The organism is Actinomadura sp. SCN-SB, assembly GCF_043906805.1.
Taxonomy (GTDB): domain Bacteria; phylum Actinomycetota; class Actinomycetes; order Streptosporangiales; family Streptosporangiaceae; genus Spirillospora.
Map to the genome: position 1 here is coordinate 18,586 of NZ_JBIMPP010000002.1, position 26,540 is coordinate 45,125.

General features: G+C 72.9%; 26 protein-coding genes. 12 read left to right on the plus strand and 14 right to left on the minus strand.

The window, feature by feature from the left end; all coding sequences use genetic code 11:
- The first annotated feature begins 123 nt into the window (after window positions 1-123).
- Window positions 124-1,674, plus strand: coding sequence for an MDR family MFS transporter (locus ACGWYJ_RS01350; RefSeq protein WP_395103839.1), 1,551 nt, complete (start codon window positions 124-126; stop codon window positions 1,672-1,674).
- Between the two features lie 13 nt (window positions 1,675-1,687).
- On the opposite strand, the gene ACGWYJ_RS01355 is transcribed toward ACGWYJ_RS01350, so the two are convergent.
- The 7 genes from ACGWYJ_RS01355 to ACGWYJ_RS01385 form a co-directional block, all read right to left on the minus strand.
- The gene (locus ACGWYJ_RS01355; protein WP_395103610.1) at window positions 1,688-2,104 is read right to left on the minus strand and encodes an ATP-binding protein; all 417 of its coding nucleotides are present in this window, start codon (window positions 2,102-2,104) and stop codon (window positions 1,688-1,690) included.
- A 269-nt stretch (window positions 2,105-2,373) separates the two neighbouring features.
- Window positions 2,374-5,343 (minus strand): AAA family ATPase, encoded by a 2,970-nt coding sequence (locus tag ACGWYJ_RS01360; RefSeq protein ID WP_395103611.1) that lies wholly within the window; start codon window positions 5,341-5,343, stop codon window positions 2,374-2,376.
- Between the two features lie 48 nt (window positions 5,344-5,391).
- The gene (locus tag ACGWYJ_RS01365) at window positions 5,392-6,663 is read right to left on the minus strand and encodes an ABC transporter substrate-binding protein (RefSeq protein ID WP_395103612.1); all 1,272 of its coding nucleotides are present in this window, start codon (window positions 6,661-6,663) and stop codon (window positions 5,392-5,394) included.
- Window positions 6,660-7,826, minus strand: a complete 1,167-nt coding sequence (locus ACGWYJ_RS01370) for a branched-chain amino acid ABC transporter permease (RefSeq protein WP_395103613.1) — start codon at window positions 7,824-7,826, stop codon at window positions 6,660-6,662. The genes ACGWYJ_RS01365 and ACGWYJ_RS01370 overlap by 4 nt, the downstream gene beginning before the upstream one ends.
- Window positions 7,819-8,718, minus strand: a complete 900-nt coding sequence (locus ACGWYJ_RS01375; protein WP_395103614.1) for a branched-chain amino acid ABC transporter permease — start codon at window positions 8,716-8,718, stop codon at window positions 7,819-7,821. Before ACGWYJ_RS01375 ends, ACGWYJ_RS01370 begins: the two co-directional genes overlap by 8 nt.
- Window positions 8,715-9,563 (minus strand): ABC transporter ATP-binding protein, encoded by an 849-nt coding sequence (locus tag ACGWYJ_RS01380; protein ID WP_395103615.1) that lies wholly within the window; start codon window positions 9,561-9,563, stop codon window positions 8,715-8,717. The genes ACGWYJ_RS01375 and ACGWYJ_RS01380 overlap by 4 nt, the downstream gene beginning before the upstream one ends.
- Window positions 9,560-10,363, minus strand: coding sequence for an ABC transporter ATP-binding protein (locus ACGWYJ_RS01385; RefSeq protein ID WP_395103616.1), 804 nt, complete (start codon window positions 10,361-10,363; stop codon window positions 9,560-9,562). The genes ACGWYJ_RS01380 and ACGWYJ_RS01385 overlap by 4 nt, the downstream gene beginning before the upstream one ends.
- A 257-nt stretch (window positions 10,364-10,620) precedes the next feature.
- Between ACGWYJ_RS01385 and ACGWYJ_RS01390 the strand changes: the two genes are divergently transcribed.
- On the plus strand, window positions 10,621-11,826 hold the full coding sequence (locus ACGWYJ_RS01390) for a PucR family transcriptional regulator (protein WP_395103617.1): 1,206 nt from the start codon (window positions 10,621-10,623) through the stop codon (window positions 11,824-11,826).
- Window positions 11,827-11,839: 13 nt separating this feature from the next.
- Here the strand turns inward: ACGWYJ_RS01390 and ACGWYJ_RS01395 are convergent, their stop codons facing one another.
- Together ACGWYJ_RS01395 and ACGWYJ_RS01400 are read right to left on the minus strand one after the other, a co-directional pair.
- Complete coding sequence (locus ACGWYJ_RS01395) at window positions 11,840-13,678, minus strand: substrate-binding domain-containing protein (RefSeq protein WP_395103618.1); 1,839 nt, start codon at window positions 13,676-13,678, stop codon at window positions 11,840-11,842.
- Window positions 13,679-13,800: 122 nt separating this feature from the next.
- Window positions 13,801-14,535: a cobalt-precorrin-6A reductase gene (locus tag ACGWYJ_RS01400; protein WP_395103619.1), complete on the minus strand. Its 735-nt coding sequence runs from the start codon at window positions 14,533-14,535 to the stop codon at window positions 13,801-13,803.
- 18 nt (window positions 14,536-14,553) lie between these two features.
- Between ACGWYJ_RS01400 and ACGWYJ_RS01405 the strand changes: the two genes are divergently transcribed.
- Window positions 14,554-15,591 carry a cobalt-precorrin-5B (C(1))-methyltransferase gene (locus ACGWYJ_RS01405; RefSeq protein ID WP_395103620.1) on the plus strand — a complete coding sequence of 346 codons (1,038 nt, stop codon included), beginning with the start codon at window positions 14,554-14,556 and terminating at the stop codon, window positions 15,589-15,591.
- Here the strand turns inward: ACGWYJ_RS01405 and cbiT are convergent.
- Window positions 15,551-16,156 (minus strand): precorrin-6Y C5,15-methyltransferase (decarboxylating) subunit CbiT, encoded by a 606-nt coding sequence (gene cbiT / locus ACGWYJ_RS01410; protein WP_395103621.1) that lies wholly within the window; start codon window positions 16,154-16,156, stop codon window positions 15,551-15,553. The genes ACGWYJ_RS01405 and cbiT overlap by 41 nt on opposite strands.
- A gap of 118 nt (window positions 16,157-16,274) precedes the next feature.
- On the opposite strand from cbiT, the gene ACGWYJ_RS01415 reads away from it, so the two are divergent.
- Genes ACGWYJ_RS01415 through ACGWYJ_RS01450 form a run of 8 tightly spaced genes read left to right on the plus strand, consistent with a single transcriptional unit; the run spans window position 16,275 to window position 23,044 of the window.
- Window positions 16,275-17,294, plus strand: a complete 1,020-nt coding sequence (locus ACGWYJ_RS01415) for an NAD-dependent epimerase/dehydratase family protein (protein ID WP_395103622.1) — start codon at window positions 16,275-16,277, stop codon at window positions 17,292-17,294.
- A complete protein-coding gene (locus ACGWYJ_RS01420) occupies window positions 17,291-17,956 on the plus strand; it encodes a glycosyltransferase family 2 protein (protein WP_395103623.1) in 666 nt (221 codons plus the stop codon). The genes ACGWYJ_RS01415 and ACGWYJ_RS01420 overlap by 4 nt, the downstream gene beginning before the upstream one ends.
- A complete protein-coding gene (locus ACGWYJ_RS01425) occupies window positions 17,953-18,618 on the plus strand; it encodes a TIGR04282 family arsenosugar biosynthesis glycosyltransferase (RefSeq protein WP_395103624.1) in 666 nt (221 codons plus the stop codon). Before ACGWYJ_RS01420 ends, ACGWYJ_RS01425 begins: the two co-directional genes overlap by 4 nt.
- 13 nt (window positions 18,619-18,631) lie before the next feature.
- Entirely contained in the window at window positions 18,632-19,255 is a 624-nt protein-coding gene (locus tag ACGWYJ_RS01430; protein ID WP_395103625.1) for an SAM-dependent methyltransferase, read from the plus strand.
- Window positions 19,252-20,391, plus strand: a complete 1,140-nt coding sequence (locus ACGWYJ_RS01435; RefSeq protein WP_395103626.1) for a molybdopterin-dependent oxidoreductase — start codon at window positions 19,252-19,254, stop codon at window positions 20,389-20,391. Before ACGWYJ_RS01430 ends, ACGWYJ_RS01435 begins: the two co-directional genes overlap by 4 nt.
- On the plus strand, window positions 20,388-20,792 hold the full coding sequence (locus ACGWYJ_RS01440; RefSeq protein ID WP_395103627.1) for a hypothetical protein: 405 nt from the start codon (window positions 20,388-20,390) through the stop codon (window positions 20,790-20,792). The genes ACGWYJ_RS01435 and ACGWYJ_RS01440 overlap by 4 nt, the downstream gene beginning before the upstream one ends.
- Window positions 20,779-22,095, plus strand: a complete 1,317-nt coding sequence (locus ACGWYJ_RS01445; RefSeq protein WP_395103628.1) for a hypothetical protein — start codon at window positions 20,779-20,781, stop codon at window positions 22,093-22,095. Before ACGWYJ_RS01440 ends, ACGWYJ_RS01445 begins: the two co-directional genes overlap by 14 nt.
- Window positions 22,096-22,132: 37 nt before the next feature.
- A complete protein-coding gene (locus ACGWYJ_RS01450; RefSeq protein WP_395103629.1) occupies window positions 22,133-23,044 on the plus strand; it encodes a TIGR03621 family F420-dependent LLM class oxidoreductase in 912 nt (303 codons plus the stop codon).
- Window positions 23,045-23,055: 11 nt separating this feature from the next.
- Here the strand turns inward: ACGWYJ_RS01450 and ACGWYJ_RS01455 are convergent, their stop codons facing one another.
- The 3 genes from ACGWYJ_RS01455 to sigJ all read right to left on the minus strand — a co-directional run bounded on the left by ACGWYJ_RS01455 (window position 23,056) and on the right by sigJ (window position 25,085).
- Window positions 23,056-23,553, minus strand: coding sequence for a GNAT family N-acetyltransferase (locus tag ACGWYJ_RS01455; RefSeq protein ID WP_395103630.1), 498 nt, complete (start codon window positions 23,551-23,553; stop codon window positions 23,056-23,058).
- Window positions 23,550-24,128 carry a DUF6939 family protein gene (locus tag ACGWYJ_RS01460; RefSeq protein WP_395103631.1) on the minus strand — a complete coding sequence of 193 codons (579 nt, stop codon included), beginning with the start codon at window positions 24,126-24,128 and terminating at the stop codon, window positions 23,550-23,552. Before ACGWYJ_RS01460 ends, ACGWYJ_RS01455 begins: the two co-directional genes overlap by 4 nt.
- 66 nt (window positions 24,129-24,194) lie before the next feature.
- Window positions 24,195-25,085 (minus strand): RNA polymerase sigma factor SigJ, encoded by an 891-nt coding sequence (gene sigJ, locus ACGWYJ_RS01465; protein ID WP_395103632.1) that lies wholly within the window; start codon window positions 25,083-25,085, stop codon window positions 24,195-24,197.
- A 113-nt stretch (window positions 25,086-25,198) separates the two neighbouring features.
- Here sigJ and ACGWYJ_RS01470 point away from each other — a divergent pair, with 113 nt between their 5' ends.
- Window positions 25,199-25,840, plus strand: coding sequence for a hemerythrin domain-containing protein (locus tag ACGWYJ_RS01470; RefSeq protein ID WP_395103633.1), 642 nt, complete (start codon window positions 25,199-25,201; stop codon window positions 25,838-25,840).
- 39 nt (window positions 25,841-25,879) lie between these two features.
- Here the strand turns inward: ACGWYJ_RS01470 and ACGWYJ_RS01475 are convergent, their stop codons facing one another.
- Window positions 25,880-26,380: a DinB family protein gene (locus ACGWYJ_RS01475; protein ID WP_395103635.1), complete on the minus strand. Its 501-nt coding sequence runs from the start codon at window positions 26,378-26,380 to the stop codon at window positions 25,880-25,882.
- Window positions 26,381-26,540 lie beyond the last annotated feature (160 nt).

Here is a 26,540-nt window from a genome sequence, read left to right on the forward strand (position 1 = left end):
TTGGGAATTTTCCCTCGGCGCGGGGCATTCTGTGTATGTCGCACAGATGCATGCGCACCGAACCGACTCATGTTCGACCGCCTGAGGAGGCACTGCTTGAGCGCGCAGACCGAACCCGCGCCAATGACGCGGCGACAGACCCTGGAGGCGCTCAGCGGCCTCCTGCTGGTGCTGTTCGTGGCCATGTTGAGCGCGACCGTCGTCGCCACGGCGCTACCGCAGATCATCGGCGCGCTCAAGGGCACCCAGTCGCAGTACACCTGGGTCGTCACCGCGGCCCTGCTCACCTCCACCGTCAGCACCCCGATCTGGGGCAAGCTGGCCGACCTCTACGACAAGAAGAAGCTGCTCCAGGCCGCCATCGTGATCTTCACGACGGCCTCGCTGGTGTCCGGTTTCGCGCACAACACCGAGACGCTGATCGGGGCCAGGGCCGTGCAGGGCCTCGGCATGGGCGCCCTGCAGATCCTCGTCCAGATCGTGCTGGCCAGCATGATCAGCCCGCGCGAGCGCGGCAGGTACTACGGCTACCTGGGCGCCGTCATGGCCGTGGCCACGGTGGGCGGCCCGCTGCTCGGCGGCGTCATCGTCGACTCCGCGCTCGGCTGGCGCTGGTGCTTCTTCATCGCCGTGCCGTTCTCCGTGGCGGCGTTCCTGCTGCTGCAGAAGACCCTCAAGCTGCCGCACGTGCGGCGTGAGGACGTCTCGATCGACTACTGGGGCGCCGTGCTCATCGCCACCGGGGTCAGCCTGCTGCTCCTGTGGATCACCTTCGTCGACGGCTCGTTCCCCTGGGTCTCCTGGCAGACCGCGGCGATGGTCGTCCCCGGCCTGCTGATCATCGCGCTGGCGGTGCTGGTGGAGTCGCGGGTGCGCGAGCCCATCGTCCCGCTGGACGTCATCGCCCGCCGCAACACCGCGCTCGCGATCGTGGCGAGCCTGTCGGTCGGCATGGCGATGTTCGGCGGCGCGGTGTTCCTCGGCCAGTACTTCCAGATCGGCCGCGGCTACAGCCCGACCGAGGCGGGCCTGCTCACCTTCCCGATGATGCTGGGCGTCCTGGGCGGCTCCACCGTCATCGGCCGGCTGACCAGCAAGACGGCCCGGCCCAAGCCGTTCATCGTGTTCGGCACCGTCGTGCTGACCGGCGGGTTCGCCATGATGGCCACCATCGACCACACCACCCCGCTGTGGTTCCTGACGCTGGCGATGCTGCTGATCGGGCTGGGCGTCGGCTCGTCCATGCAGAACCTGGTCCTGGTCGTGCAGAACTCGGTGGCGCTGCGCGAGGTCGGCGCGGCCAGCGGCGCGGTCACCTTCTTCCGCTCCCTCGGCGGCACGATCGGCGTCTCGGTGCTGGGCGCGGTGCTGGCCAACCACGTCGCGACCAACATCGCGCAGGGCCTGGCCAAGCTCGGCGTCAGCGGGAACGGCGGCGGAGCCGGGGCCGACCTGGACATCCAGTCCCTGCCCGCCCCCATCCAAGCGGTCGTGCGCGCGGCCTACGGCGACGCCACCGGCCACATCTTCCTGATCTCCATCGCGATCGCGGCCGTCGGCATCGTCGCGGCGCTGGCCCTCAAGCCGGTCGTCCTGCGGGACGCGCTCGACCTGCCCGGCGAGAAGGCGCCGGACGGCGACCTGCCCGAGGTGACGGCCGAGCCCGCGCGCTGACCTCCCGGCGGCGCTAGCCGCTCCTGCGAGGGCGGAGCTCCACCTCGAACCAGAGGCGGGTCTCGGTCTCCGAACGCTCCAGCGCCCAGTCGGCGGCCAGGGCGCCGATGACCGTCAGGCCGCGCCCGTGGTCGGTGCGCCGCCGTCCCGGCTCGGCCGGGGCGGCGGCCGGGCCCTCGTCGCGGACCTCCACCCGCAGCCGCCGTCCGTTCGTCGCGACCGTGACCCCGATCGGGCCCGAGCCGTGCAGGACGGCGTTGGCGAGGGCCTCGGAGGTCATCAGCTCGATGTCGTCCAGCAGCTCCGGGTCGCCGACGAGCGCGGCGGCCCGCTCGCGCACCGCCCCGCGCACCGCCTGGCCCCGCCGCCTGTCGTCGCGGCCTCCGGACACCCGCAAAGGGTCGCCGAGCCGCTCCATCGCGGCCGTCATGGCCGCACCGCCATGACTGGCCGAACTCCGCACCCGGTCACGAGATCACCACGATCCTGCTCGTCGATCGTTCGTGTGACTACGCCTCCAGCGGCCGGTCGCCCGAACGGCGCGCGGTGCCCGGGTCCCGCTCTCCTTGGCGGGCACCACCGTACCCCCGCCCCCGGGGCCCTTACATGGAGCAATGCGCAAACTTCATCGATCGCTTCGCAGACCGTGCGTCCTTTCGCGGTGAGCGTGGCGAAATATCCCTTTCGCTGGTGCGCGGCTCAGCGGAGCAGCCGGGCCAGCTCGATCCGGGAACGCAACCCGAGGCGGGTGAAGATGTTGCGCAGATGGCCGTCCACCGTACGCGGGCTGATCACCAGCCGGGCGGCGATCTCCCGGTTGGTGGCGCCGGCGGCGACCAGCCGGGCGATCTGGAGCTGCTGAGCGGTCAGCGCGTCCAGCGGTCCCCGGCCCGCGCCGCCCCCGGCGGGCGCGGGGCCGTTCAGGGTCTCCCCGGCGGCGCGCAGCTCGGCGCGGGCACGGGCGGCCCAGGGCTCCGCCCCCGCCTGCTGGAAGATCTGCGCGGCGTTGCGCAGGTGCGGGCGGGCGTCCCGGGGACGCCGGTCGCGCCGCAGCCGGTGCCCGTACAGGAGCGCGGTACGGGCCAGCTCGAACGCCGAGTCGCCGTCCTCGTGCAGGCGCAGTGCCTCCTCGTAGTGGTGGTGCGCGGTCTCCTCGTCCGTGGCAAGGAGCGCCCGGCAGCGTTCGGCCAGTGCGGCGCGCGCCGGGCCGCGCCCGTACCCGGCCCACCGCTCGAACGCGGCGAACGCGCGCCGCGCCGGTTCGCGCTCGCCCATCCGCACGCACGCCTCGACCAGATGCGGAATGGCCAGCAGCCGCAGCACCGGGTGCCCCGACCCCGACCCGGCGGGCTGCCGGAGCCGGGCGGCGGCGTCCTCGGCGCGGTCGTCGGCCAGGTCGAGGCAGGCCAGCGCCCAGGGCTCGAACGAGGTGGCGCGGATCAGCTCGCGCCGCCCGCCCTCCTCGGCCAGCCCGTCCAGACAGGAGAGCGCGGTCGCCCTGTCGCCGCGGAACGCGGCCAGGAGCGCCAGGACGGCGCGCTGCTCGATCAGCTGGTTGCGCTGCCCCGCCGCCATGGACAGCCGCAGCCCCTCGCGGGCGGTGGACTCGGCGGCCGGGTACCGCCCGAGATACATCTCGCAGTGCGCCAGCAGCGTCATCGCGCGGGGCAGGCCGACCGCGCCGCCGTCGTTGCGCGCCGCCGCCACGGCCCTGGCGGCCAGGTCCCGGGCCCGCCGGTCGTCGCCGATCACCACCGCGGCGGCGCACGCCCACGTCCGCAGGTCGGTGCGGTGCAGGCCGGCGGAGTCGATGGTCTCGACCAGCTTCAGGACGCGGCGGAGCCGCCGCACCGCCTCGCCGCGCCGGTTCACCCCCGCCGCCGCCATTCCCGCGAAGTAGTCGTGGATCAGCTCGACGACGGGTGACGGCGTGGCCCCGTCCGGGAGCGGACGGGTCGTCAGCGTCAGCGCCTGCGTCACGATGGCGCCGTAGTAGTGGTGGTCGCCGGTGGCGTCGGCGGCGGCCGAGGCGCGCAGCAGGGCGTCCAGCGCGGGCGCCGGGTCGGCCGGGGACGCCTCGGCGAGGCGTTCGGCGGCCTCCCGCAGGATCCACTGCGCCATCACCGGCAGCCCGTCGCAGAACTCGATGTCGCCGTGCAGCAGATCGGTGCGTCCCGCCAGAGCCGGGCTGGTGTCGGAGGTGAGCGGACGCACCCGCCTGAGCAGGACGCGCGCACGCCGTCCCCGCCCCGCGGCCCACGCCTCGTGCGCCGCCGCAAGGTAGCGTTCCGCGCGCACCTCCGGGCGGGTGGACAGGGAAGCGGCGCGTTCCCAGAGGCGGGACGCGTCCGCGTGCATGCCCGTGCTCCGCGACGTCTCGGCCGCGCACGCCAGGTCGTCGGCCAGCGCGTCGTCGGGCTCGTCCGCGGGCGCCGCCCGGTGCCAGCTCCGGCGGGGAGCGTGCCATTCGCCCTCGAGCGCGCGGGCGAGCAGGTCGTGGACGGCGCGCCGCTCGGCCGGTGAGGCGTCCGCGTACAGGCAGGACCGGACGAGCGCGCTCGGCATGTCCACCCGCCCCCCGTCGATCTCGACCAGCCCGGAGGCGCGCGCCCATTCCAGCTCGCGCGGGTCGATGCCGTCCAGGGCGGCGGCGCGCGACAGCGTCGTCAGTTCGAGCCGGTCGTCGGCGGCGGCCAGCAGCACCAGCCGCCGGGCCCCGGTGGTCAGCCGCAGATAGCGCCGCCGGTAGTGGGCACGCAGCGCGCTTCCCTGCGGCAGCGAGCGCGGCGGCGGCGCCGTGCCGGACAGTTGCTCGGGGGTCAGCGCGCCGGCCAGTTCGGCCAGCGCGAGCGGATTGCCCCCGGACGGCTCGGCGACCTCGGAGGCCGCCTCCTCGTCCAGGGCCCCGCACGTGAGGTCCTGGAGCACGCGGACGCTCGCGGCCTCGTCCAGCGGTTCCAGCGCCAGCCGTGGGATGTCGTCCAGGCACTCGGCCACCGCCGACCCGGGCGGGCCGGGACGGGCGGCGAACAGGACGGCCACCGGGACGTCCGCCAGCCGCCGCGCCGCGAACGCCAGCGCCTCCAGCGAGACGCGATCCAGGCGGTGCGCGTCGTCGATCCAGCACAGCACCGGCCGCTCGGCGGCGGACTCGGCCAGCAGCGAGCACACCTCCGCGTACAGGGCGAGGGGAGGGACGCCGCCCTGCCGCACGCTGGGGAACCGTTCCATGAGGTCGGCGATCGGGCGCAGCACGCGGTGCAGTCCCGCGTACGGGACCGCGCTTTCCTGCCGGACGCCGCGTGCGCGCAGGACCAGGAAGCTTGTCCCCGCCTTCCGGACGGCGGTGCCGAGCAGGGCGCTCTTGCCCGTTCCCGGGCCGCCGATGACGGTGAGCGCACCGCCGTGGCCGTCACGGGCGCGGCCCAGCAGCCCGTCGAGCCTGGCCAGCTCCCGGTCGCGTCCGCGGAGCGGGCGCGCCGGGCCGCCGCCGTCCAGCGCGGTGCCGGCGGCGGCCACGGTCGGCCTGTCGTGTGGAGCCGTGTCGTGTCGGGTGGTGTCGTGCCGGAGTGGGTCGTGTCGGTTGGTGTCGTGTGGGGTGGTGTCCAGGAGGCCCGTCGGGGTGGCGCCCGGGATGTGCTCCCGGGCGGACGGGCTTACGGATCCCACGTCGCGCCCTCCGTTTCGTGTGACTCCTCCTCGGCGGCGTTCCCCGGATCAGCCCTGCGGCGGGTCGTAGCCCTTGGCCAGCTCCGACTCCCTCGCCTCCTCGACGAGGCTGGTGCCGCCCCGGGCCGCCTTGTCCGGCCGGACGACGTAGCTCGCCCGGGACGCGGGACGGGTGAACTGGGTGAAGTCCATGGGGGTGCCGCCCGTGCCGATGTCGAACTTGGCGTTGGAGCGGTGCGCGTTGACGATCCCGTCGCGGGTCAGGTCCTTGTTGGCGCACGCCTTCTTGAGCGCCTCGCCCACGATGGCGGCCGTGGCGTAGCCGGAGTACACGGCCGAGTCCAGGGGCTGCCCCTTGTAGGCCATCTGGTATTCGCCCGCCAGCTTCTCCATCGCCGGGTTCCGCAGGCTGAAGGGCGGCGCCGCCGTCATGATGAAGTACGACTTCTCCATGATCGGGCCGACCGGGGTCGCCAGCAGCTGCTGGGCGAACGCGGAGTTGCTCGCCACGAACGGGACGTTCAGCCCGGTCGCGGCGGCCACGCCGACCACGGAGGCGGCCTGCCGCGGGCTCACGCTCACCAGGATCGCCTTGACCCCGGCCTTCTTGAAGGCCCCGACCTGCGCGGTCATGTCCGCGTCCGTGGCCTTGACCTGCTGCTCGACCAGGCTCAGCCCGGCCTTGCCCGCGGCGTAGCGGGACCCGGCGACCGCGCTCTGCCCGTAGTCGCCCTCCAGGATCAGATGACCGATCTTGTCGCCCTTCTCGATGCCCTTGGTCCGGGTGAGGAAGTCGACGCCGTTGACCATGTCCAGGTCGTAGGTGGTGCTGGTGATCTGGATGTACTTGCTGCCCAGCAGCGTGTGGGCCCACGCCTGCGGGATGGTGAGCATGTGGTCCCGCTCGATGCGCGACTTCAGCGCGATGGTGATCGGGGAGCCGATGACCTGCGGGATCGCGGCCGACTGCGGGCCGACCTCGCTGTAGGCGGCCAGCGCCTTCTGCGGGTCGTAGCCGTGGTCGCGCACCTTGAAGTCGATTTTGCGGTCGCACACGCCCCCGGCGGCGTTCAGCTGGTCGTAGTACAGCTTCTGCGCCTGGGTGACGCCCTTGCCCAGCGCGGCGTAGGGGCCGGTCAGGTCGGTCAGCGCGGACAGGGTGATCTTGTCGGCGGTGACGCCGGGGCCCGTCTTGACCTCGCCGGACCCGCCGCCCCCGGTCGCCTTGCCGCTGCATCCCGCGGCACCGGCCGCGAGGGCCAGCGACAGCGCCGCGGCGGTGGCGGCGGTGATACGCCGCCGGTACGTCGGTTGCTTCATACGGTTCGCTCCTCGGTTTCTTGGCCGGCATGGCCGATGGCGGGCGGGGCTTCGGCGGCCCCGCCGCGCCCGAGCGGGTCGGCGCGGCGGGGTGACGGGAGGGCCGGCCTGCGCCGGGCGCGGGCGGCCAGGCCGAGCAGCCCGCCGGGCAGGAACAGCAGGACGGCGATGAACGCGGCCCCGTACAGCAGCCTGGCCGCCTCGGCGGGGGCCAGGCCGGACGCGGCGCCCGGCTCGGCGACCAGGGGGATCGCGTCGCCGTAGCGGGTCAGCAGGGACGGCAGCATCGACACGAAGACCGCGCCGAGCACCGCGCCGGCCACCGAGCCGAGCCCGCCGATGACGATCATGGCGAGGTAGTCGAGCGCCAGCGCGAGCCCGAAGTAGTCGGGGACGGTGCGCTGGAACACCAGCGCCAGCAGCACCCCGGCCACGCCCGCGTACATCGACGACAGCGCGAAGGCGGCGGCCCGGTACCGGGCGACCGGCACGCCCAGCGCCCCGGCGGCGATCTCGTGGTCGCGGATGGTGTTGAGCGCCCGTCCCGGACGGGAGCGCAGCACGCCGCGGGCGAACCAGGCCGCGGCCACCAGCAGGGCGAGGCCGAGGTACCAGAGCCGTTCGAGCCCGCCGAACGGGACGCCGAGGATCACCGCGGGCTGCGGCACGTCGGTGAGGCTCAGCCCGAACAGCTCCATCGGCGGGACCGCGCGCCCGTTGACGCCGCCGGTCAGCGGCTCGGCGCGGAACAGGACGTGCTGGCCGGCGAACACCAGCGCGAGCGTGGCGACGCCGAGCGAGGCGCCCTTGAGGCGTCCCGCCAGCGGCGCGCACAGCCCGCCGGCGAGCCCGGCGATGCCGACGGCGGCGACCGCCGCGACCGGCGTGGGCAGCGCGAGGCCGGTCAGTTCGTGCCCCGAGGCCGTCTCCGGCTCGGCGGCCAGCCAGACGTAGGAGTACGCGCCGACGGCGAGGAAGAACGCGTGGCCGAGGGACAGCTGCCCGGCCGCGCCGGTGAGCAGGTTCAGGCCGATGGCGCCGATCGCGGCCGACATCGCGAACAGTCCCGCCTGGAGCCAGAACGACCCCGCGTAGAAGGGCAGCGCCAGCATGACGGCCAGGCCGGCGGCGGGCGGCAGGAGGCGCGGCAGGCGCTCAGACACGGCCGACCTCCCGCGTCCCGAACAGCCCGGCGGGACGGGCCAGCAGCACCACGGCCATCAGCAGGTACGGGGCGACCTCGGCGAACCCGCCGCCCAGCAGGGAGAAGTCGTTCTGGTAGCCGACCACCGCGGACTCGGTGACGCCGATCAGCAGCCCGCCGACCAGCGCGCCGGTCGTGGAGTCCACGCCGCCGATCACCGCCGCGGGCAGGGCCTTGAGCGCGGCGAACGAGGTGGTGCGATCGAGCCCGGGGGTGGGGAACACGCACAGGAACAGCGCGGCCAGCGCGGCGAACGCCCCGGCCACCGCCCAGGCCCCGGCGGACACGCGCCCGAGCCTGACGCCCATCAGCGCCGCGGTCTCCCTGCGTTCCGCGGTGGCCCGCATCGCGATGCCCCACGAGGTGTACTTGAACGCCAGCAGGAACGCGGTGATCGCCGCGACGGCGACGAGGATGGCCGCGATCCTGGTCTGCGCGATCGTCACGTCGCCGAGCCGCACCACCCGGTCGCCCCAGGGGTCGCCCAGCGGCATGACCTCGGTGCCGATCCGCCGGGTCAGCTCGACGGTGAGGACGATGTCCACGCCGATGGTGACGATGCTGAGCGTCGAGTGCCCGCCCGCCGCGCTCGCCTTGAGCCGGCGCAGCACCACCAGCTCCACCAGCGCGGCCAGCGCCGCGGTGGTGACGACGCCGAGCAGCACCGCCGCGGCGAAGCCGACCTCGTCGTGCAGCTCGGCGATCACGTAGCCCCCGGCGAGCAGCAACGACGGATGGGCGAAGTTGATCACCTCGGTGGCCTTGTAGATGATCACGAATCCCAGCGCGATGAGCGCGTAGACCGCCCCGCTGGACAGCCCGTTGACCAGGACCTCGGCGAACGCGCTCATGGGGTGGCCTCACCTTCGCGGCGGATGTGGGACGTGCCGAGGTAGGCGCGGATCACCTCGGGGTCCCGCTGGATGCGGGCCGGCGGGCCCGTGGCGATGCGCTTGCCGAAGTCCAGGACGGTGACCTCGTCGGCCAGCCGCGCGACCATGTCCATGTCGTGCTCGACCAGCAGGATCGACAGCCCGAGCCCGGCGCGGATCCGGCGCAGCGTGGCCGCCATCGCGCGCCGCTCGGACCCGTTCATCCCCGCGACCGGCTCGTCCAGCAGCAGGATCCGCGGCTCCAGGCACAGCGCGCGGGCCAGCTCGACCCGCTTCTGCACGCCGTACGGGAGCAGCCCCGCCGGGACGGGCAGATGGTCGGCGATCCCGACGAACTCGGCGATCTCCTGGACCCGCTCGCGGTGCCGGCGTTCCTCGCGGCGCCCACGGGGCAGCCGCAGCCCGGCCGACACGAAGCCGGTCCTGGTGAGCCGGTGGCGGCCCAGCATCAGGTTGTCGGCGGTGCTGAGCCGTCCCGACAGCGCGATGTTCTGGAACGTGCGGGCCACGCCGAGCGCGGCGATCCGGTGCGGGCTGAGCGACGTCAGCTCGACGTCGCCGAGCCGCACGCTGCCGGACGTGGCCCGGTACAGCCCGGAGAGCACGTTGAAGCACGTCGACTTGCCGGCCCCGTTCGGCCCGATCAGCGCGTGCAGGGATCCGGGCGGGACGGTGAAGCTCACCTCGTCCAGCGCGGTCAGCCCGGCGAACCGGACGGTGAGCGCGGACACGACCAGCTCGGGCGCGTCCGAGGGCGGCGGCGCGGGCGCGGCGCCGCCGGGCCGGGCGGTGGCCGTGGTCATCCCGACCACCTCGTGAGCGTCTTCACCGGGCCCTCCGCCGAAAGGTCGGGCTCGTCGTCCGCGTCGCCGGTGATGCCCAGGTACCGGTCCCTGACCTCGGGGGACGCGGCCAGCTCCCGCGCCGATCCCTCCAGCGCGACGGCGCCGACCTCCAGCACGTAGGCGTACGAGGCCAGCTCCAGGGCCAGCGCCGCGTTCTGCTCGATCAGCAGCACCGCGATGCCCTCGCCGTTGATCGCGCTGATCGTCTCGGCGATCCGGCCGATCATGATGGGGGCCAGGCCCAGCGACGGCTCGTCCAGCAGGAGCAGCCGCGGCCCGGCCATCAGCGCGCGGCCGATGGCGAGCATCTGCTGCTCGCCGCCCGACAGCAGCCCGGCGCGCTGCCTCTCGCGCTCGGCCAGCACAGGGAACAGCCGGAGCACCCGGTCCCTGGCGGCCGCGACCGCCGCGCGGTCGCGGACGCCCAGAGCGCCCGCCCGCAGGTTCTCGGCGACCGTCATGCGCGCGAACACGTCCCGTCCCTCGGGGATCTGCACCACGCCCTGCCGGACGATCTGGTCGGGACGGCGGCCGCGCAACGACGTCCCCGCCGCCGCGATCCCTCCCTCGCGCACCACGCCGCCGTGGAACGGCAGCACCCCGGAGATGGCCCGCAGCAGCGTCGACTTGCCCGCCCCGTTGCCGCCCAGCACGGCGACGAACCCGCCCTCGGGCACGAGGAGCGAGACGTCCCGCAGCGCGCGGACGGGGCCGTAGTCGACGGTGAGTCCGGTCACCGCCAATGCCGGCGGGCTCATCCCGGTGTCCCCCCGCTTCGCGGTCGCTGAGCGCGCACCTGGCCTCCTTCGTGGGTCCGATCCCGGTGGTCGGGGGTTGAACATCAGCACGCCCCGGAGAGGCCGGTCCAGAGCGCGGTTCGGATTGAGGGAGGCGAAGCAACCGCCGCGGGCCCGCGTTGTGAGCCGTCACAGTCCGCGGGCGGCGGGCCTCCCTGTGTCTGGTCACACCCGCGGACCGATGGCACCATGGCGCCACCCCCGGAGGGGAGGGAGACATGGCGATCAGCGCGACGCAGGCGGAGCACGGCAGTGCGGCGATCATGCGGAAGGCGGTGCGGCGGCTGTCGGACCGGCTGCCGGACCTGGCCGACCGGCTGGTCGCCGAGATCCTGCGCGGCGAGGAGTGGGAACGCCCGCCCGGCCTGCGCGACGACCTCTGGCAGGTGTGCCATGTCGGGTTGGGGCACGGGCTGGAGGCCATCCTCGAACCCGGCCGCGGCCGTACCGACCTGGAGTGGGCCGAGCGCCTCGGACGGCGCCGCGCCGAGCAGGGCCAGCCGTTGGACCAGCTCCTGCGCTCGTACCGGCTGGCGGGGATGGTGTTCTGGGAGGCCGTCGTCGAGGCGGTCAGCCAGGACGCGCCCGAGCAGGTGCCGATGCTGGTCCGGCACGCCACCCGCACCTGGTACACGATCGACGAGCAGTCCAGCGCCGCCGCTGCCGCCTACCACCGCACCGAGTACGACCTGCTGCGCCGCAGCGAGGAGCGGATCCATGCGGTCGTGGACGCGCTGCTGGAGGGGCACGGCTCCGACGGCTCGCTCATCGCCACCGCCGACGAGGTGCTGGGGCTGCCCGAGCAGGGCCGGTACGCGGTCGTCGCGGTCGGCCAGACGGAGATGCCCGACCGGCCCGGCGGCGAGGACGGCCCGGTGACCTCCGGCGGGATGCGGTTCATCTGGCGGATGCGCGCCGACGCCCAGGTCGCCCTGGTCGCGCTCGGCACCGCGAGCCTGGACGAGCTGGTCGAGGCGCTGCGCCCGCGTCTGCGCGCGCACGCCGGGGTCAGCCCGGTCGTGACCACGCTGGCCGAACTGGGCACCGCGCGGTGGCTCGCCGAGCTGGCGCGGCGTACCTGCTGGGGCGGCGAGCCGGAGATCGCGCCGCTGGACCGGCGGCTGCCCGCGGCGCTGGTGGTCTCCCAGCCCCGGCTGGCGAGCCGGCTGGGCCGCACCGTCCTCGGCCCGCTGTACGAGATCGACCCGGCCTACCGTGACGTTCTGCTGTCCACCCTCACGACCTGGCTGGAGTGCGACGGCTCGGCGTCCCGCGCGGCGGCCAAGCTGTACTGCCACCACAACACGGTGCTGAACCGGCTGCGCCGCATCGAGCAGCTCACCGGCAGGCTGCTGGCGCGTCCCGGCGACCTGACGGAGATGGTGCTGGCGCTGGCCGCGGTCCGGCTGCTGGACCCGCCGTAGCGGGACGCGCGGTTCAGCCGCCGATCCGGCGGGACAGCGCGGCGAGGAAGATCTCGATGATCCGGTCGGGGGACTCCGCGACGTACACCGCGCCCGGCACCACTCCCGCGATGCGCCGCAGCTCGCGGGTGTCCACGCCCCGGCCCACCCCGACCATGATGATCTGCACCGGCCGGCCGGGGTCGGTGATCGCCCGCAGGCGGGACAGCGTGCGCGCCGGCGTCGGCCCGCCCGGGTCGTCGTTGCCCTTGCCGTCGGTGAACAGCAGCACCGTGTTGATGAACTCCGGCTTGTAGCTCAGCGTCATCTCCCGGTACGCCGCCGTCAGCGTCTCGAACAGCCCGGTGTCCCCGGTGACCTTGGGACGGATGGCGCCCAGGCTGGACAGCACCTTCTGGCGGCGGGTCGCCGAACCGATCCGCTCGCCGAGCGGACCGACCGGGACGAGCTGTATCCAGTCCCGGTTCCCGCGCAGCCTGGTGGAGAACGCCCACACGCCCAGCTCGGTGTCGTCGGACATCATGCTGAGCCCGGTCTGCGCGGTCCGCGCCGTGGCCTGGAGCCGGGTCGTGCCCGGGGCGATCGGCTCGGCCATCGTCCCGGAGATGTCCAGCAGGGTCAGCAGGCGGATGCCCAGCGCGAGCCTCGACCAGGACTGCATGACGTGCCGCACCCTGGCCGGGCGCGGGGCGGGCAGCTCCCGCGTACGGGCGGGGTTCACCCCCGACGCCGCGGTGAACGTGGCCGGGGCCGTCCCGTCCGGGGCGCGGTAGCCGAGCGCGCGCAGCTCGTCCCGGGTGGCGCGGGCGCCCATGGCGCGCTCCAGGAGCCGCGCCGCGTTCCGGCGGGCCGGGTCGATGGCCGTGATCGTGTACGGGTGGTCGAGGGACAGCGTCCCCTCCCGCGGGTGGACGGCGACGGCGGGCTCGGCGGGACGGGTCCGGTTGAACGCCCACACGTCCCGCTCGGAGGCCAGGGCGATCGGCCGCCGACCCGTCCTCATCGGCCGGAACCGCGCGAACTCGGCCCGCACGGTCGGCACGGTGCTCTCCCGGACGGTACGCGCGACCCCCGCGAAGATCGCGTTCTGGTTCGGGTCGCCGGCCAGGAGGGCGTCGGTGAGGACGAGCGCGTGCATCCCGGCGGCGTTACGGGCCGGGTCGGGTACCAGCAGCCGCGCCGCGCCGGGCGGGATCACCGCGTTCCCGGGGGCCGCGCCGCCCGTCGTGGCCCCGGCCGCCCGCAGCAGGTCGTTCCACGACGGGTTCCCCCGGGACCTGAGGGTGGTGGCCAGGGAGCGGGGGAGCGCCACGACGACCGGGCTCCGGGCGACGGACGTGCGGGTCGGCAGGACGTTCCGGTCCTTCGTGCCCGCCATCGCGACCCAGAGGGAGGAGTCGGGGATCCACACGTCGGGCCTGCGCTCCGCCCGTCCCGGGACGGTCCCGGCCAGCAGCGCGGCGACCTCCGCGGGGTCGGCCGTGCGCACGGTCGCGCGTGTGCATCGTGCCTGCCCGCTTGTGGCGAGGCGGTCGGCCGCGTTCTTCATCGCGGGCTCGATGCCGGGCGCCACGGCGACGTCCAGCGTGATCGTCCCGGCGCCGGCGCATGCGCCGTCGGCGACCACGAAGGCGTAGAGGCTGACGCCGAGCAGGACGACGAGCGCGACCGCGCCCGCCAGCGGGCCGACCATGATGCCGCGTCGCGGGCGCGCGATCCGGGCCGGGCGGGTCTCGGGCCGGTGCGGGGCCTCGTGCTCACCGGTGTCGTCGGGCGTGCCGCCGCCGAAGTACTTGGCGGGATCGCGCGGATCGCGGCCTCCGGATCCGCCTGGGGGGAGAGGTCCGCTCACCGCCGCCCTCGCTTCCGGTCGAGTCCGGTCGAGACCGAACCAGGACTATTTTCGCCCGGATAGTTGAATTCTCTCCCTTGATAAGCGAAAAAGGCGTTTCGTAGGAAGTTTCCGGGTGTTTGTTAATCCGCGGTCAGGCGGAACAGCCAGGTCAGCGCCTCGTCCGCGCTGGTCACCATGGGTGCGTCGGGCGCGGGAGGCCGGTCCACCATGACCACGGGGACGCGCAGCCTGCGCGCGGCGACCAGCTTGGCGGCCGTAGCCTCTCCACCGCTGTCCTTGGTGACGAGCACGTCGACGCGGTGCTCACGCATCAAGGCGACCTCACCGTCCACGGTGAACGGGCCGCGTCCCAGCACGACCTGCGCGCGCGGCGGCATCGGCGGGGCCGGGGGCTCGACCGACCGCACCAGGTACCAGCGTTCGCGGTCGTGCGCGAACGCGGCCAGCCCCATGCGTCCCGTGGTGAGGAAGACACGGTCGCCGGGCAGCCGCCGCGCCGCCTCCTCCAAAGACGGGACGCGGCGCCAGTCGTCCCCCGGCCCTTCGGCCCAGCCGGGGCGGCGCAGCACCAGCAGCGGCACCCCCGTCCGCCGCGAAGCCGCCACGGCCGACCGGGTGATCCTCGCCGCGAACGGGTGCGTGGCGTCCACCACCGCGTCGATCCGCTCCGCCTCCAGCCAGGCCGCCAGCCCGTCCGCGCCGCCGAACCCGCCGATCCGCGTGGGAACGGGCGCCGGAGCGGGCTGGGCGACCCGTCCCGCCAGCGAGCCGACCACGTCGTACTCCGGCCGTCCGGCCAGCTCACCGGCCAGCCGCCGAGCCTCGGCGGTCCCGCCGAGCAGCAACACCCGCACGGGGTGCATGGTAGGGCCGTGAGCTCTCTGCGGTACGGATGGACGACGGGCGCGTGCGCGACGGCGGCGACCAAGGCCGCCTATACCGCGCTGCTGACCGGAGAGTTTCCCGACCCGGTCGAGATCACCCTGCCCGGCGGGCGGCGCCCGGCCTTCGCGCTGGCGGCCGAGGAGCTGAGCGACGGCGCCGCCATGGCGGGGATCGTCAAGGACGCGGGCGACGACCCGGACGTCACGCATGGCGCGCTGGTCCGCTCCACCGTGCGGCTGGGCGCTCCGGGCACGGGCGTGGTGTTCCGCGCCGGGGCGGGCGTCGGCACGGTCACCAAGCCGGGGCTGCCGCTGGAGGTCGGGGAGCCCGCGATCAACCCGGTGCCGCGCCGGATGATGCGGGAGGTCCTGGACGGCGCCGACGCGATCGTGGAGATCTCGGTCGACGGCGGCGAGGAACTGGCCCGCCACACATGGAACCCGCGGCTCGGCATCCTCGGCGGCCTGTCGATCCTGGGGACGACCGGCATCGTCGTCCCGTACTCGTGCTCGGCCTGGATCGACAGCATCCGGCGCGGGGTGGACGTTGCGCGCGCCGCCGGGCGCACCCATGTCGCGGGGGCGACGGGAAGCACGTCCGAACGGGTCGTCGCCGACCTGCACGGCCTGCCCGAGGACGCGCTGCTGGACATGGGCGACTTCGCCGGAGCGGTCCTCAAGTACCTGCGGCGCCACCCGGTGCCGAGGCTCACCATCGCCGGTGGCATCGGCAAGCTCGCCAAGCTGGCCGCGGGCCATCTGGACCTGCACTCCAAGCGCTCGGAGGTGGACTTCGGCCTGCTGGCGGGACTGGTGCAGGAGAACCCGGAGGTCGCCGAACGGGTAAGGGGCGCAGGCACGGCCTTGGAGGCGCTGCGGATCTGCGCGGACGCCGGCTTGCCGCTGGGCGACCTCGTCGCCGCCCGCGCCCGCGAGGTGGCGTTGGACGTCCTGCGCGGCGCCCCGGTCGAGGTCGACATCGTGGTCATCGACCGGGCCGGGACGATCGTCGGCCGGGCCCCCTGACCGCCGTCCACTGGAGGACGGGAAGCCGGGGACGCCAGGCGGTGAGACCGCCGAGCGGGACGGCGTGCTCGACGGCGATCCGGGTCAGGTCGCCGCCGAAGCGCTCGCGGGCCGCCAGGACCGCGCGCTCGCCCTCGACGGTGACCGTGTTGACGACGAGGCGGCCGGACGGGCGCAGCGCGTTCCAGCAGGTCTCGATCAGACCGGGAACGGTCGCGCCCCCGCCGATGAAGATCGCGTCAGGGGTGTCGAGGCCGGCGAGCGCGCCCGGGGCCTCGCCGGTGACCACTTGGAGGCCCGGGACGCCGAGGGCGGCGGCGTTGGCGGCGGCGCGGGCCGCGCGATCGGCCCGGCTCTCGATGGCGACCGCACGGCAGGACGGGGCCGCGCGCATCCACTCGATCGCGACGCTGCCCGCACCGGCGCCCACGTCCCAAAGGAGTTCCCCGGGGGCGGGCGCGAGGCGCGCCAGCGTGACCGCGCGCACCTCGCGCTTGGTGAGCTGGCCGTCGTGGTCGTACGCGTCGTCCGGCAGCCCCGGGACGGCCTGGTCGTGTGCGGTCATCGCGTCCTTTCGTCGGCGGGCAAGTGAACGGGCATGCGGCGGGCGGCAAATCTTACGAGGTTCGTACGGGTCGCGTTTCGCGAGCGTTCGCGCACATCAGGTGACCTACGGTCGTCGCATGCGAGTGCTGCTCACAGGCGCGGCCGGGTTCATCGGCTCGCACATCGCCGAGGCCCTGACGGCCTCCGGGCACGAGGTGCGCGGGTTCGATCTGCGGCCGGGGGCGGAGGTCGGGGATGTTCGTGACCACGATGCCGTGGCGCGTTGCCTGCGGGGCGTGGACGCGGTCTGCCACCAGGCCGCGATGGTCGGTCTCGGTGTGGACGTCTTCGACCTCCCTGCGTACGCGGCGGTGAATGTGGGCGGCACCGCCGTCCTCTTGGCGGAGATGGCACGGGCCGGGGTGCGAAGGCTGGTGCTGGCCTCGTCGATGGTGGTGTACGGGGAAGGCGCCTACACCTGCCCTCACCATGGGGACGTCCGGCCCGGTCCGCGTGCGGAGAGCGACCTTCGGGCGGGGCGCTTCGAGCCCGCTTGCCCTGTATGCGGCGACCCTTTGGAGCCGGGTGTGGTGCCTGAGGAGACCGTCCTGGATCCACGGAACGTGTACGCGGACACCAAGGTGGCGCAGGAACATCTGGCCGCGTCCTGGGCACGCATGACCGGGGGCACCGTTGTGGCCCTGCGCTACCACAACGTGTACGGGCCGCGGATGCCCTTGGACACGCCGTACGCAGGGGTGGCCGCGCTGTTCCGGTCACGGCTGGAGCGGGGCGAGGCGCCGCTGGTGTACGAGGACGGGCGGCAACTGCGGGATTTCGTCCACGTGCGCGATGTGGCGCGCGCGAACGTGCTTGCCCTGGAGCATTCCGAGTCTCCGGGGTCGCGCGCCCACAACGGGGGGCTGCGCGCTTACAACGTCGCCAGTGGCACGCCTCGTTCCATAGCGGAGATGGCGAACGCGCTGGCCGACGTGTACGGCGGCCCGGCCCCGCAGGTGACCGGTGGCTACCGGCTGGGCGACGTCCGGCACATCGTGGCGAGCCCTGAGCGGGCGCGGCGCGAACTCGGGTACGTGGCCGCGGTGCCGTTCACCGAGGGGATGGCCGAGTTCGCCATGGTGGGAGCAGGCCGATGAGTCCTACGGCCGATGTCATCCTTCCTTGCCTGAACGAGGCGGAAGCCCTGCCCTGGGTGCTGTCGCGCATGCCCGAGGGCTTTCGTCCCATCGTGGTCGACAACGCCTCCACCGATGGCTCGGCGGGCGTCGCGCTACGCCACGGCGCGCATGTCGTGGACGCACCCAACCGTGGGTTCGGCGCCGCCTGCCATGCCGGGCTGCTGGCGGCCGAAGCGGACGTCGTGTGCGTGATGGACGCCGACGCCTCGCTCGACCCGGCGGAGCTGCCTCGGCTCGTGGAGGCGCTGGGCGATGCGGGGGCCGCCTTGGTGCTCGGTCGGCGGCGCCCAACGGGACGCGGGGCCTGGCCACTGCATGCCCGCGCTGGCAACGCCGTTCTGGCCCGTTCCCTCAACAGGCGAGCCGGGACCGCCTTGCACGACCTCGGCCCCATGCGAGCGGTCCACAGAAAGGACCTGCTCGCCTTAGACCTGACCGACCGCCGCTTCGGTTACCCCCTGGAGATGGTGATGAGAGCGGTGGACGCGGGCTGGCGCATCACCGAGATCGACGTCGCGTACCGTCCCCGCCAAGGTCGCTCCAAGGTGACCGGCACGGTAGGCGGAACCCTACGGGCGGTGCGCGACATGCGCCGCGTGCTGGCCGGAGTGGCGCGGTGACGGCCGATCTGCTCGTGATAGCGAAGGAGCCCGTCCCCGGACGGGTGAAGACACGACTGACGCCCCCGTACACACCCGAACAGGCCGCGGCGCTGGCGGAGGCGTCCCTGGAGGACACGCTCAGCGTGGTCGCCCGCACCCACGCCTGTGCACGCACCCTCGTCCTGCGGGGCCGTCCCGGTCCTTGGCTGCCGCCCGGCATTCGCGTGATCCCTCAGCGCGGGGACGGCTTGGACGAGCGGCTCGCGTACGCCTACGACGACGCCTACGACGGGCGTCCCCTCGTCCTGATCGGCATGGACACCCCTCAGGTCACCACGGGCCTGCTGGAGCGCGCGGCGGCGGCCCTGCGCACGCGCGACGCGGTCTTCGGCCCGGCGGCCGACGGCGGCTTCTGGCTGCTCGGCCTCGCACGCCCGAACGCGGGGCTGCTGCGCGGGGTCCCGATGTCGCGTCCCGACACCGGGCGGGTCCAGCTCGCCCGGCTCCGCGCGGCGGGCCTGGACGTCGCCCCGCTGCCGCCGCTGACCGATGTGGACACCGCCGCCGATGCCGCGGAGGTCGCGGCCCTGGCACCGCACGGGCGCTTCGCCGCCGCCTTCCGGACCGTCACGCCGCCGGTGGCCGCCTTCACGGGGACCGCCACCGGAGGAACGGCGTGATCGGGAGGACGGTGTGATCGGCGAGCTGTACGAGCGGGCGCTGGAGGGCCGCGACGGCGTCGAGGTCGAGTTCGAGGACGGGACGGGCCACCGCGACCCTCTCCCCGTCCAGGAGTGGATGGCGCTGCGTCCAGGCGACCAGGGCCTGCTCGAACGCTGCTCCGGCCCCACGCTGGACGTCGGCTCCGGCCCGGGGCGGCTCACCGTCGCGCTGACCGAACGAGGGCTGCTCGCCCTCGGCATCGACATCGCGCCGTACGCGGTCGCCCTGACGGTGGCGGCGGGCGGTCCGGCGCTGTGCCGGGACGTGTTCGGCAACGTCCCCGGGGCCGGGATCTGGACGACGCTGCTGCTGGCCGACGGCAACATCGGGATCGGCGGCGACCCGCGCACACTGCTGGAGCGGGCGCTCGGCCTGCTGGCGCCCGGAGGCCGTGTCCTGGCGGAGGTGATGCCGCCGGGGATCCGGACGTACACCGGCCGGGTGCGGCTCCGTAACGGACGTGTGGTCGGGGACTGGTTCCCGTGGGCGTGGGTGTCCGCCGACGACATCGCCGGCCTGGCGGGCGAGTGCGGGGCCGCCGTCACCGAAGTCTGGGAGGAGGCGGGCCGGTGGTTCGTCGCCTTGAACAGATGAGTGTCGTCCAGCGGGCGGGGGCCGTCCAGCGGGCGGGGGTTGTCCGTTTCAGCAGCCGCCTGCATGACGAGCGGGTGGCGTCCTGGCTGGGGATCTGGCTGGGCGTCTCCTTCACCATCGCCTTCGTCACGGGGCTGATCAGCCACTTCATGCAGCATCCGCCCGGCTGGCTGATGTGGCCGTCGCGTCCGGTGAACCTTTACCGGGTCACGCAGGGACTGCACGTCATCGGGGGATTGGCCACCATCCCCCTGCTGCTGGCCAAGCTGTGGACGGTCTATCCCAAGCTGTTGCAGAGGCCGCCCATTCGTTCCGTAGGGCATGCGCTGGAGCGCGCGTTCATCTTCCTCCTCGTGGGGGCGTCCCTGTTCCAGGTCGTCACCGGGGTACTGAACATCGCCTACTGGTACGCCTTTCCCTTCTTCTTCACGACGGCCCACTACTGGACGGCGTACATCCTCATCGGGGCGCTCCTCATCCATGTGGCCAACCAATGGGCCACGACGCGCCACACGGTGATGAAGCGTCCAGAGGACGGCCTCAACCGGCGCGCGTTCCTGGCGACCGTAGCCGCCGCCGGGGGAGCCATCACGGTCACCACGGTCGGCGAGGCGTTCCCGCCACTCGCCCAACTGGCGGTGCTCGCTCCAAGGCGGCCCGGCGTCGGCCCACAAGGACTACCGGTCAACCGGTCCGCCTTCGCGGCAGGAGTGACCCAGGCGAACGCGAACGACCCGGCCTGGCGGCTACGGGTCACCGGACGCGTCCAACGCGAACTGTCGCTGTCCCTGAGTGACCTGCGTGCGCTCCCGTCCCGCTCGGTACGGCTGCCCATTGCGTGCGTCGAAGGCTGGAGCGCGGGGGCGACCTGGGGAGGCGTGCGGCTCCGCGACCTCCTTCACCTGGCCGGTGTGGATCCGGACGCCCGCGTACAGCTCGTGTCGATGGAGGTGGCCGGGCTCTACAAGACCTCCTGGGTCAGCCCGCGCCACTGGCACGACCCCCTCACGCTTCTCGCGCTGGACGTGAACGGGAGGCCCCTGGACCTCGACCACGGGTTCCCGTGCAGGCTCATCGCGCCCAACCGTCCTGGCGTGAACCAGACCAAGTGGGTGCACCGGATGGTGGTCGCATGAGGGCGCGCCTCGCCGCCTACGCGGCCGGGGTCGCGTTCATCGTGCTCGGCGTGTGGGGCATCGTCACCGGGTCCGACACCAACCCGCCGGGGTGGGCGGTGTGGTTCGCGGGAGCCGCGGTCGCCCATGACGGTGTCCTCGCCCCGTGCGTGCTCCTCGTGGAGGCGCTCACCACTCGTCTGCCTGCGTCCTACCGGAGGCGCGTACAGCACACGCTTCTGGTGGCGGGCACGGTGTCGCTTATGGCGCTGCCGTTCGTCCTCGGGTACGGGCGGCGCGCCGACAACCCGTCCATACTTCCGCTCCCCTACGGCAGGAACCTCCTCATCGTCCTCGCGGCCATCGCTGTGATCGCTCTGCTCTGGGGCTTCTTCAGGAAGCGTTCGGATGAGCCTGATTGACCTGGAGCGACCGCAGGCTCCTCCACGCAGTTCGCAGGCCCGTTCAGGGTGGGTCGCGGTCGGTCTCTGGGCGCTGCTGATCGCAGGCGCGTTCATCACGGGTGAGGCGCTACGGCGTGCGGGCCTGGCCACCGAAGACGACCTGCCCCCGCTTCACGCGGAGCCACACCTGCTCACCTGGCAGATACTTCCCGCCGTCTGCGTGGCCGCCGTCTCCGTCGCGCTTCTTCCGTGGCTCGCCCAACGCCTCTCTTGGCGGATGCTGCTGCCGGTGTCGTGGATCGCGGCCATCGCCTGGACGGTCGTCCTCTCCCTTAGCGACGGCCTAGACGCGCTGCACCGGCCCTTGGACGCGCCCACCGAATACCCGGCCGCACTGGACGACGTACGGGCCGACCCCCTCGGATGGGTGCGTACCTTCACCGAGCGGTTGGGCGGTTACACCACCCACGTACGAGGGCATCCGCCGCTTCCGACTCTGGTGCTCTGGGCACTGGAGGAGACCGGGTTGCGCGGCACCGGCTGGTCGGCCGCCCTCATCATCGCGGTGGGGACGTCCGCCGTCATCGCCATCGCCATCACCGTCCGATGTGTGGCGGACGAGACGACCGCCCGGCGGGCGCTGCCCTTTCTGGTACTGGCCCCGCTCACACTCTGGATCGCGACGTCCATGGACGCTTTCTTCCTGGGCGTGGGCGCCTGGGCGACCGCTCTCATCGCGGTGGCGGCCACGCGAGCCAGTGCGTTCGCATCCGCAGGCGGGGGTCTGCTCTTGGGAACGCTGCCGTACCTCAGCTACGGCCTGCTTCCCCTCTTCGCACTGCCGCTTGCGGTGGTGGTCCTGGCCCGCCCTCACCGTCGGCTGCTCGCGATCGTGGTGTGCTGCGCGGCGGTCGTCCCGTTGGCCTTCACCCTCGCCGGCTTCTGGTGGCCGGACGGAGTGGCGGCGACCCACGAGACGTATCTCATCAGCAGGGGTTCCGCGCAACGCTCCTACGCCTACTTCATCATCGCGAACGTCGCCGTGCTGGGGCTGTTGGTAGGACCGGCGACGGCCCACGCCCTGCCCTCGGTGCTCGCTGGCCGCCGTCCGCTGGCCTTGCTGGTCGGCGCCGCCCTGGTCGGTGTGGCCGCCTTGGACGTCTCGGGCGTGACCAGAGGGGAGGTCGAGCGTATTTGGGTCCCGTACGCGGCCTGGGTGGTCCTGGCGGCGGCGCACCACAGGCCCCCGGCGCGCGCGTGGCTGTCGGCGCAAGCGGTCCTGGCCGTGGGCGTGCAGATGCTCGTCCAGTCCCATTGGTAGGCTTGGCCAAGCGCTTGGTTGACCGAGAGGGGCGAGGATGCGCGGATTCCGGTTCGGCGCGGTGGTCCGGCTGGCGGGCACGCGGAAGGCATGGATCGACAAGGCGCGGCGGCTCGAGGACACGGGCTTCGACGTGATGCTCGTCCCCGACCACATCGTCGGCCCGAGGTTCGGGCCGCTCACCGCCATGATGGCCGCGGCCGACGCCACCACACGGCTGCGCGTCGGCACGATGGTGTTGGCCAACGACTTCCGGCACCCCGTCCTCCTGGCCAAGGAGACCGCGACCCTGGACGTCCTCTCGGACGGACGGCTGGAACTGGGCATCGGCACCGGCTGGCTCGGCAAGGACTACAACGCCGCCGGACTCACCCTGGACGAACCCCGCGTCCGCTTGCGCCGCCTACGCGAAGGGCTCGCCGTCCTCAAGGGGGCGTGGTCGGGCGGTCCCTTCTCTTACGAAGGGGAGCACTACCACGTCCGCGACCTGGAGCAGGACCCGCGACCGGCGCAGCGCCCGCACCCGCCGATCCTCATCGGCGGCGGAGGCCCCGCCATGCTGCGCCTGGCCGCGGCCGAGGCGGACATCGTCAACCTCACCATGCGCACGCTCCCGGACGGCAGCGGCCCCGACCCCTCGGACGGCGGCGCCGCGTCCTTCATCCGGAAGATCGAACTGCTCCGGGAGGCCGCCGGGCCGCGCTTCGAGCAGATCGAGATCGGCACCAGCGTGATGCAGATCGGGGAGGGCGCCGCGCAGGCCGCCTGGAGCGCCGCCGACACCTCCCAGCAGGGCGGCACCCCCCAGGTCCTTACGGGCAGCGTCACCGACATGGCCGACAAGCTCCGGCACTGGCGCGACGAATACGGGATGTCCTACTTCGTCCTTCATCACGAGACCGACCTGAACGCCTTCTCCCCGGTCGTCGCGAAACTGGCCGGATCCTAGGCGGGCGGCCCCTACAGCAGCAGACCCATGTAGTACTCGTCGACCTGCTCGCCGTCCACCTGAAGGGACCCGCGGCGCAACCCCTCGACCTGGAACCCACAGCGCGTGTAGAGCGCAAGCGCCGCACGGTTGTGCGTCATCACGGTGAGTTCGAGCCGCCGCAGGCCCCGCTGACGGGCCTGCCGCACGGTGGCGTCGAGCAGAGCGCGTCCCACGCCCCGTCCGGTGTGGGACGCGCGGACGCCCACCACGAGCTGCCCGCAGTGCCGGGCGCGCGCATAGGGCAGCACCGAGACGTGCACATAGCCGACCAGCCGGCCGCCTTCCTCCGCGACCACCTGGAACGACCGGCTTGGCAGTTCGTCGTGCCGTTCGCGCTCACCGGGCTCCAGCATCATGAACCGCGACTCCCGGTCCAGCGCCGAGCGCAGATCGAACAGCGACGCGTCATCGTCCGCGTCGGCCAACCGGATGCGAAGCCCTTCCAAGGTCCCGTCGCTGTTGGTCATGGTCCCCTGACGGAGTGGTCGGCGGCCGCCTGCCAGCGCCCTTCGAGATGACGTCGGACGAGACCGGCGTGCGACAACGGCCTGGACACATCCGCCACATCGTCATTGGTGCCGTAGTCGAGCAGCACGACGTCCCGTTGCGCGGCGAGCCGCCGTAACTCGTCTACCAGGTCGGCCGCCGGATTCTCCAGTACCCACCGGTACGAGGGCAGGTAGATCTCCCTGCGCGCCCGCTCGTACGGCAGCAACACCTCCCCGGTGAGCCCGGCGCGGTGCCCGCGCACGGGACCGTACTTGCGGACCGTGCGCTTGAGCCCCCGCATCGACGCTACCTCCAGCTTGGCCGGGTCCACGTCGTGGCCCTGGAAGACCTTGAGCGCCTGCCAGATGCCCTCCACCGACTGGGCCGTCACCCCAGGACTGAACGGCACCGGTATTCCCCCATGGGGGTAGAACGGGCTGAGCCGTACCCAGGGCGCCTCGGCGCGCGACGTGACGTCCAGGATCAGCGCGCCCGGGTACGCCGCCTCCACCGAGGCCCGAGCCCGCCGCCGGTTCGCCACATGGATCGCCATGGCAGCCCCCTCGTCTCGTTCGGACGCAGTCTGCCGCACGCCTCCGACAATCCACGGCTTCGCCGGTCAGGCGCCCGGAACGGCGAGGTCGAGGGCACGAAGCCGGTCGGGATCCGAAAGGATGTCGATCTCGACGATCCGTCCGCCCACGATCGTGAACGCCAGAACGGCCTCGGGCTGCCCGTCCTCCAGGCTCACCAACCCGGCCGCGCCGTTCACCAGCGCGGGCACCGTGGTACGCGAACGGGCGAGACGCTGGAACGCGAGCGCGTTCTCGGCCACCGCACGGGCGCCGCGCCGCATGGTGACGCCGATGCCCGCCAAAGCACCCGTGTCCGCGCGCAACACCACGTCCGGATCGAGCACGGTGAGCAGCGCCTCGAAGTCGGCGCTCCGCGAGGCGGCCAGGAAGGCGTCCACGACCTCACGCTGGCGGCTCAGGTCGGCGTCCGGCGTCGGAGCCGTTCCGCGCACCCTCTGACGGGCGCGGCTGGCCAGCTTCCTGGCCGCCACCGGGGTCCGTCCCACGATCGGGGCGATCTCCTCGAACGACATCCCGAACATGTCATGCAGCACGAACGCGAGCCGTTCGGCCGGGGTCAGCGTCTCCAGGACGACCAGCAACGCCAGCCCAAGCGAATCCGCGGTCAACGCCTCATGCTCTGGGTCGCTCCTATCCACCGGGCTCACGATCGGGTCCGGCAGGTGCCCGTCCAAGGGGTACTCACGGCGGGACTTACGAGAACGCAGCATGTCCAACGAGACGCGGCCGACCACCGTGGTCAACCAGCCGCCCAGGTTCTCCACCTCACCGGTGTCGGTGCGGCTCAACCGGATCCAGGCTTCCTGCACCGCGTCCTCCGCTTCACTGAGCGAGCCGAGCATGCGGTACGCCACCGCCTTCAGGCGGCCGCGGTGCTCCTCGAAGCGGTCGGCCAGGAACTCGCGCTCGTCCATAGGTCACATCCTCGGTTCTTGTTCCGTCGATGCAATGACGGATCAACCGCGGCCTTTTGTGACACCCGCTCGTCCTCACAAGGCCGCCTACCTGCGATAGGAGAGCAGTCACCGTGACTGACACGCTCGACATGGGCCCGATGTACGCGTACCACGGAGCGCTGCGGCGCGACCTGGAGCACCTGGCCAAGGTCACCGCCAGGACGGACGACGACCCCCGCCGCGTCCTGGCCACCGCCGTCGGCTGGGAACTGTTCAAGAAGGCCCTGCACGTCCACCACACGGCCGAGGACGAGGCGCTCTGGCCGCCGCTGCGCGAGGCCGTCGCCGGCCGTTCAGACGACCTGTCCCTCTTGAAGGCCATGGAGGACGAGCACGCCGCCATCGACCCCATCATCGAGTCGATCGACACCACACTGGCCGACCGCGAGGCGGCCCCCGACCGCCTAGGCGAGCTGACCGACAGCCTCACCACCGCCCTCACCGCGCACCTGAAGCACGAGGAGGACGAGGTGCTGCCGCTGATCCAGGCGACCCTGGACCTCCAGCAGTGGCGGCACTTCGGCGAGCACAGCGGCCGCCTCGTCGGCCCGGACGCGTCACGGATCATCCCCTGGATGCTGGACGGCGCGGACGACCACATCGTCGCCACGATGCTGGCACCGCTGCCCGAACCCGTACGCGCCGCGTACCAGAACGAGTGGGTGCCCGCGTACAAGGCCCTGAACCTTTGGAACTCATCGCCCAGGGTCTGACACAACGTCTCCCCCGCCCACCTGGGCGGGGGAGACCCCCTACAACAGGCCGCGGACGAAGGCCGCCTGGCCAAGGTGCTGAAGGTCGTCCGAGATCACACTGACCAACCGCACCCCCAGGGTGACGGGCGGATCCCACGAACGATCCACGACCCGCCCAAGGTCCTCGTCGGTCAGTCCACGCACGAACGCCACCGTCTGCTCGTAGACGGCGTTGTGGTAACCGGACAACAGCTCGAACGAGTCGACCTGGACCGCCGCCACCTGTTCGTCGTTGTGCCCCCAACCCGTCTGCGTGTCGTCGAAGGGAAGCCCGAATCGTTCAGTCCATCCCTCGGACGTCCACAACTGCTCCCTGTTCGCGACCTCCGCGACATGGTCGTCCTGGATCCGCGTCAGGTGCCACACAATCCAAGCGATCGAGTTCGCCCGGCCCTCGATCCTGTACGCCAACTGCTCGGGCGTAAGACCCTCGACAACCCGCCACACGCCGTCCTGAACCCGGCCGAAGGCATCGACAAGCAACTCCGCACTGGTCACGCCCGGCACGCTACCCGCCCCACAACCTCCCAAGCCCGCCAGAGGCGTAGACCCCCTATCGTCTGGCAGCAATCCCTCCAGGCAGCCCCAGGTCAAGGCCAGAGATTCGATGCCGCCATAGCTCCGCGAGGCAGATTGGCACCTATCGCCAGGAGCCGGA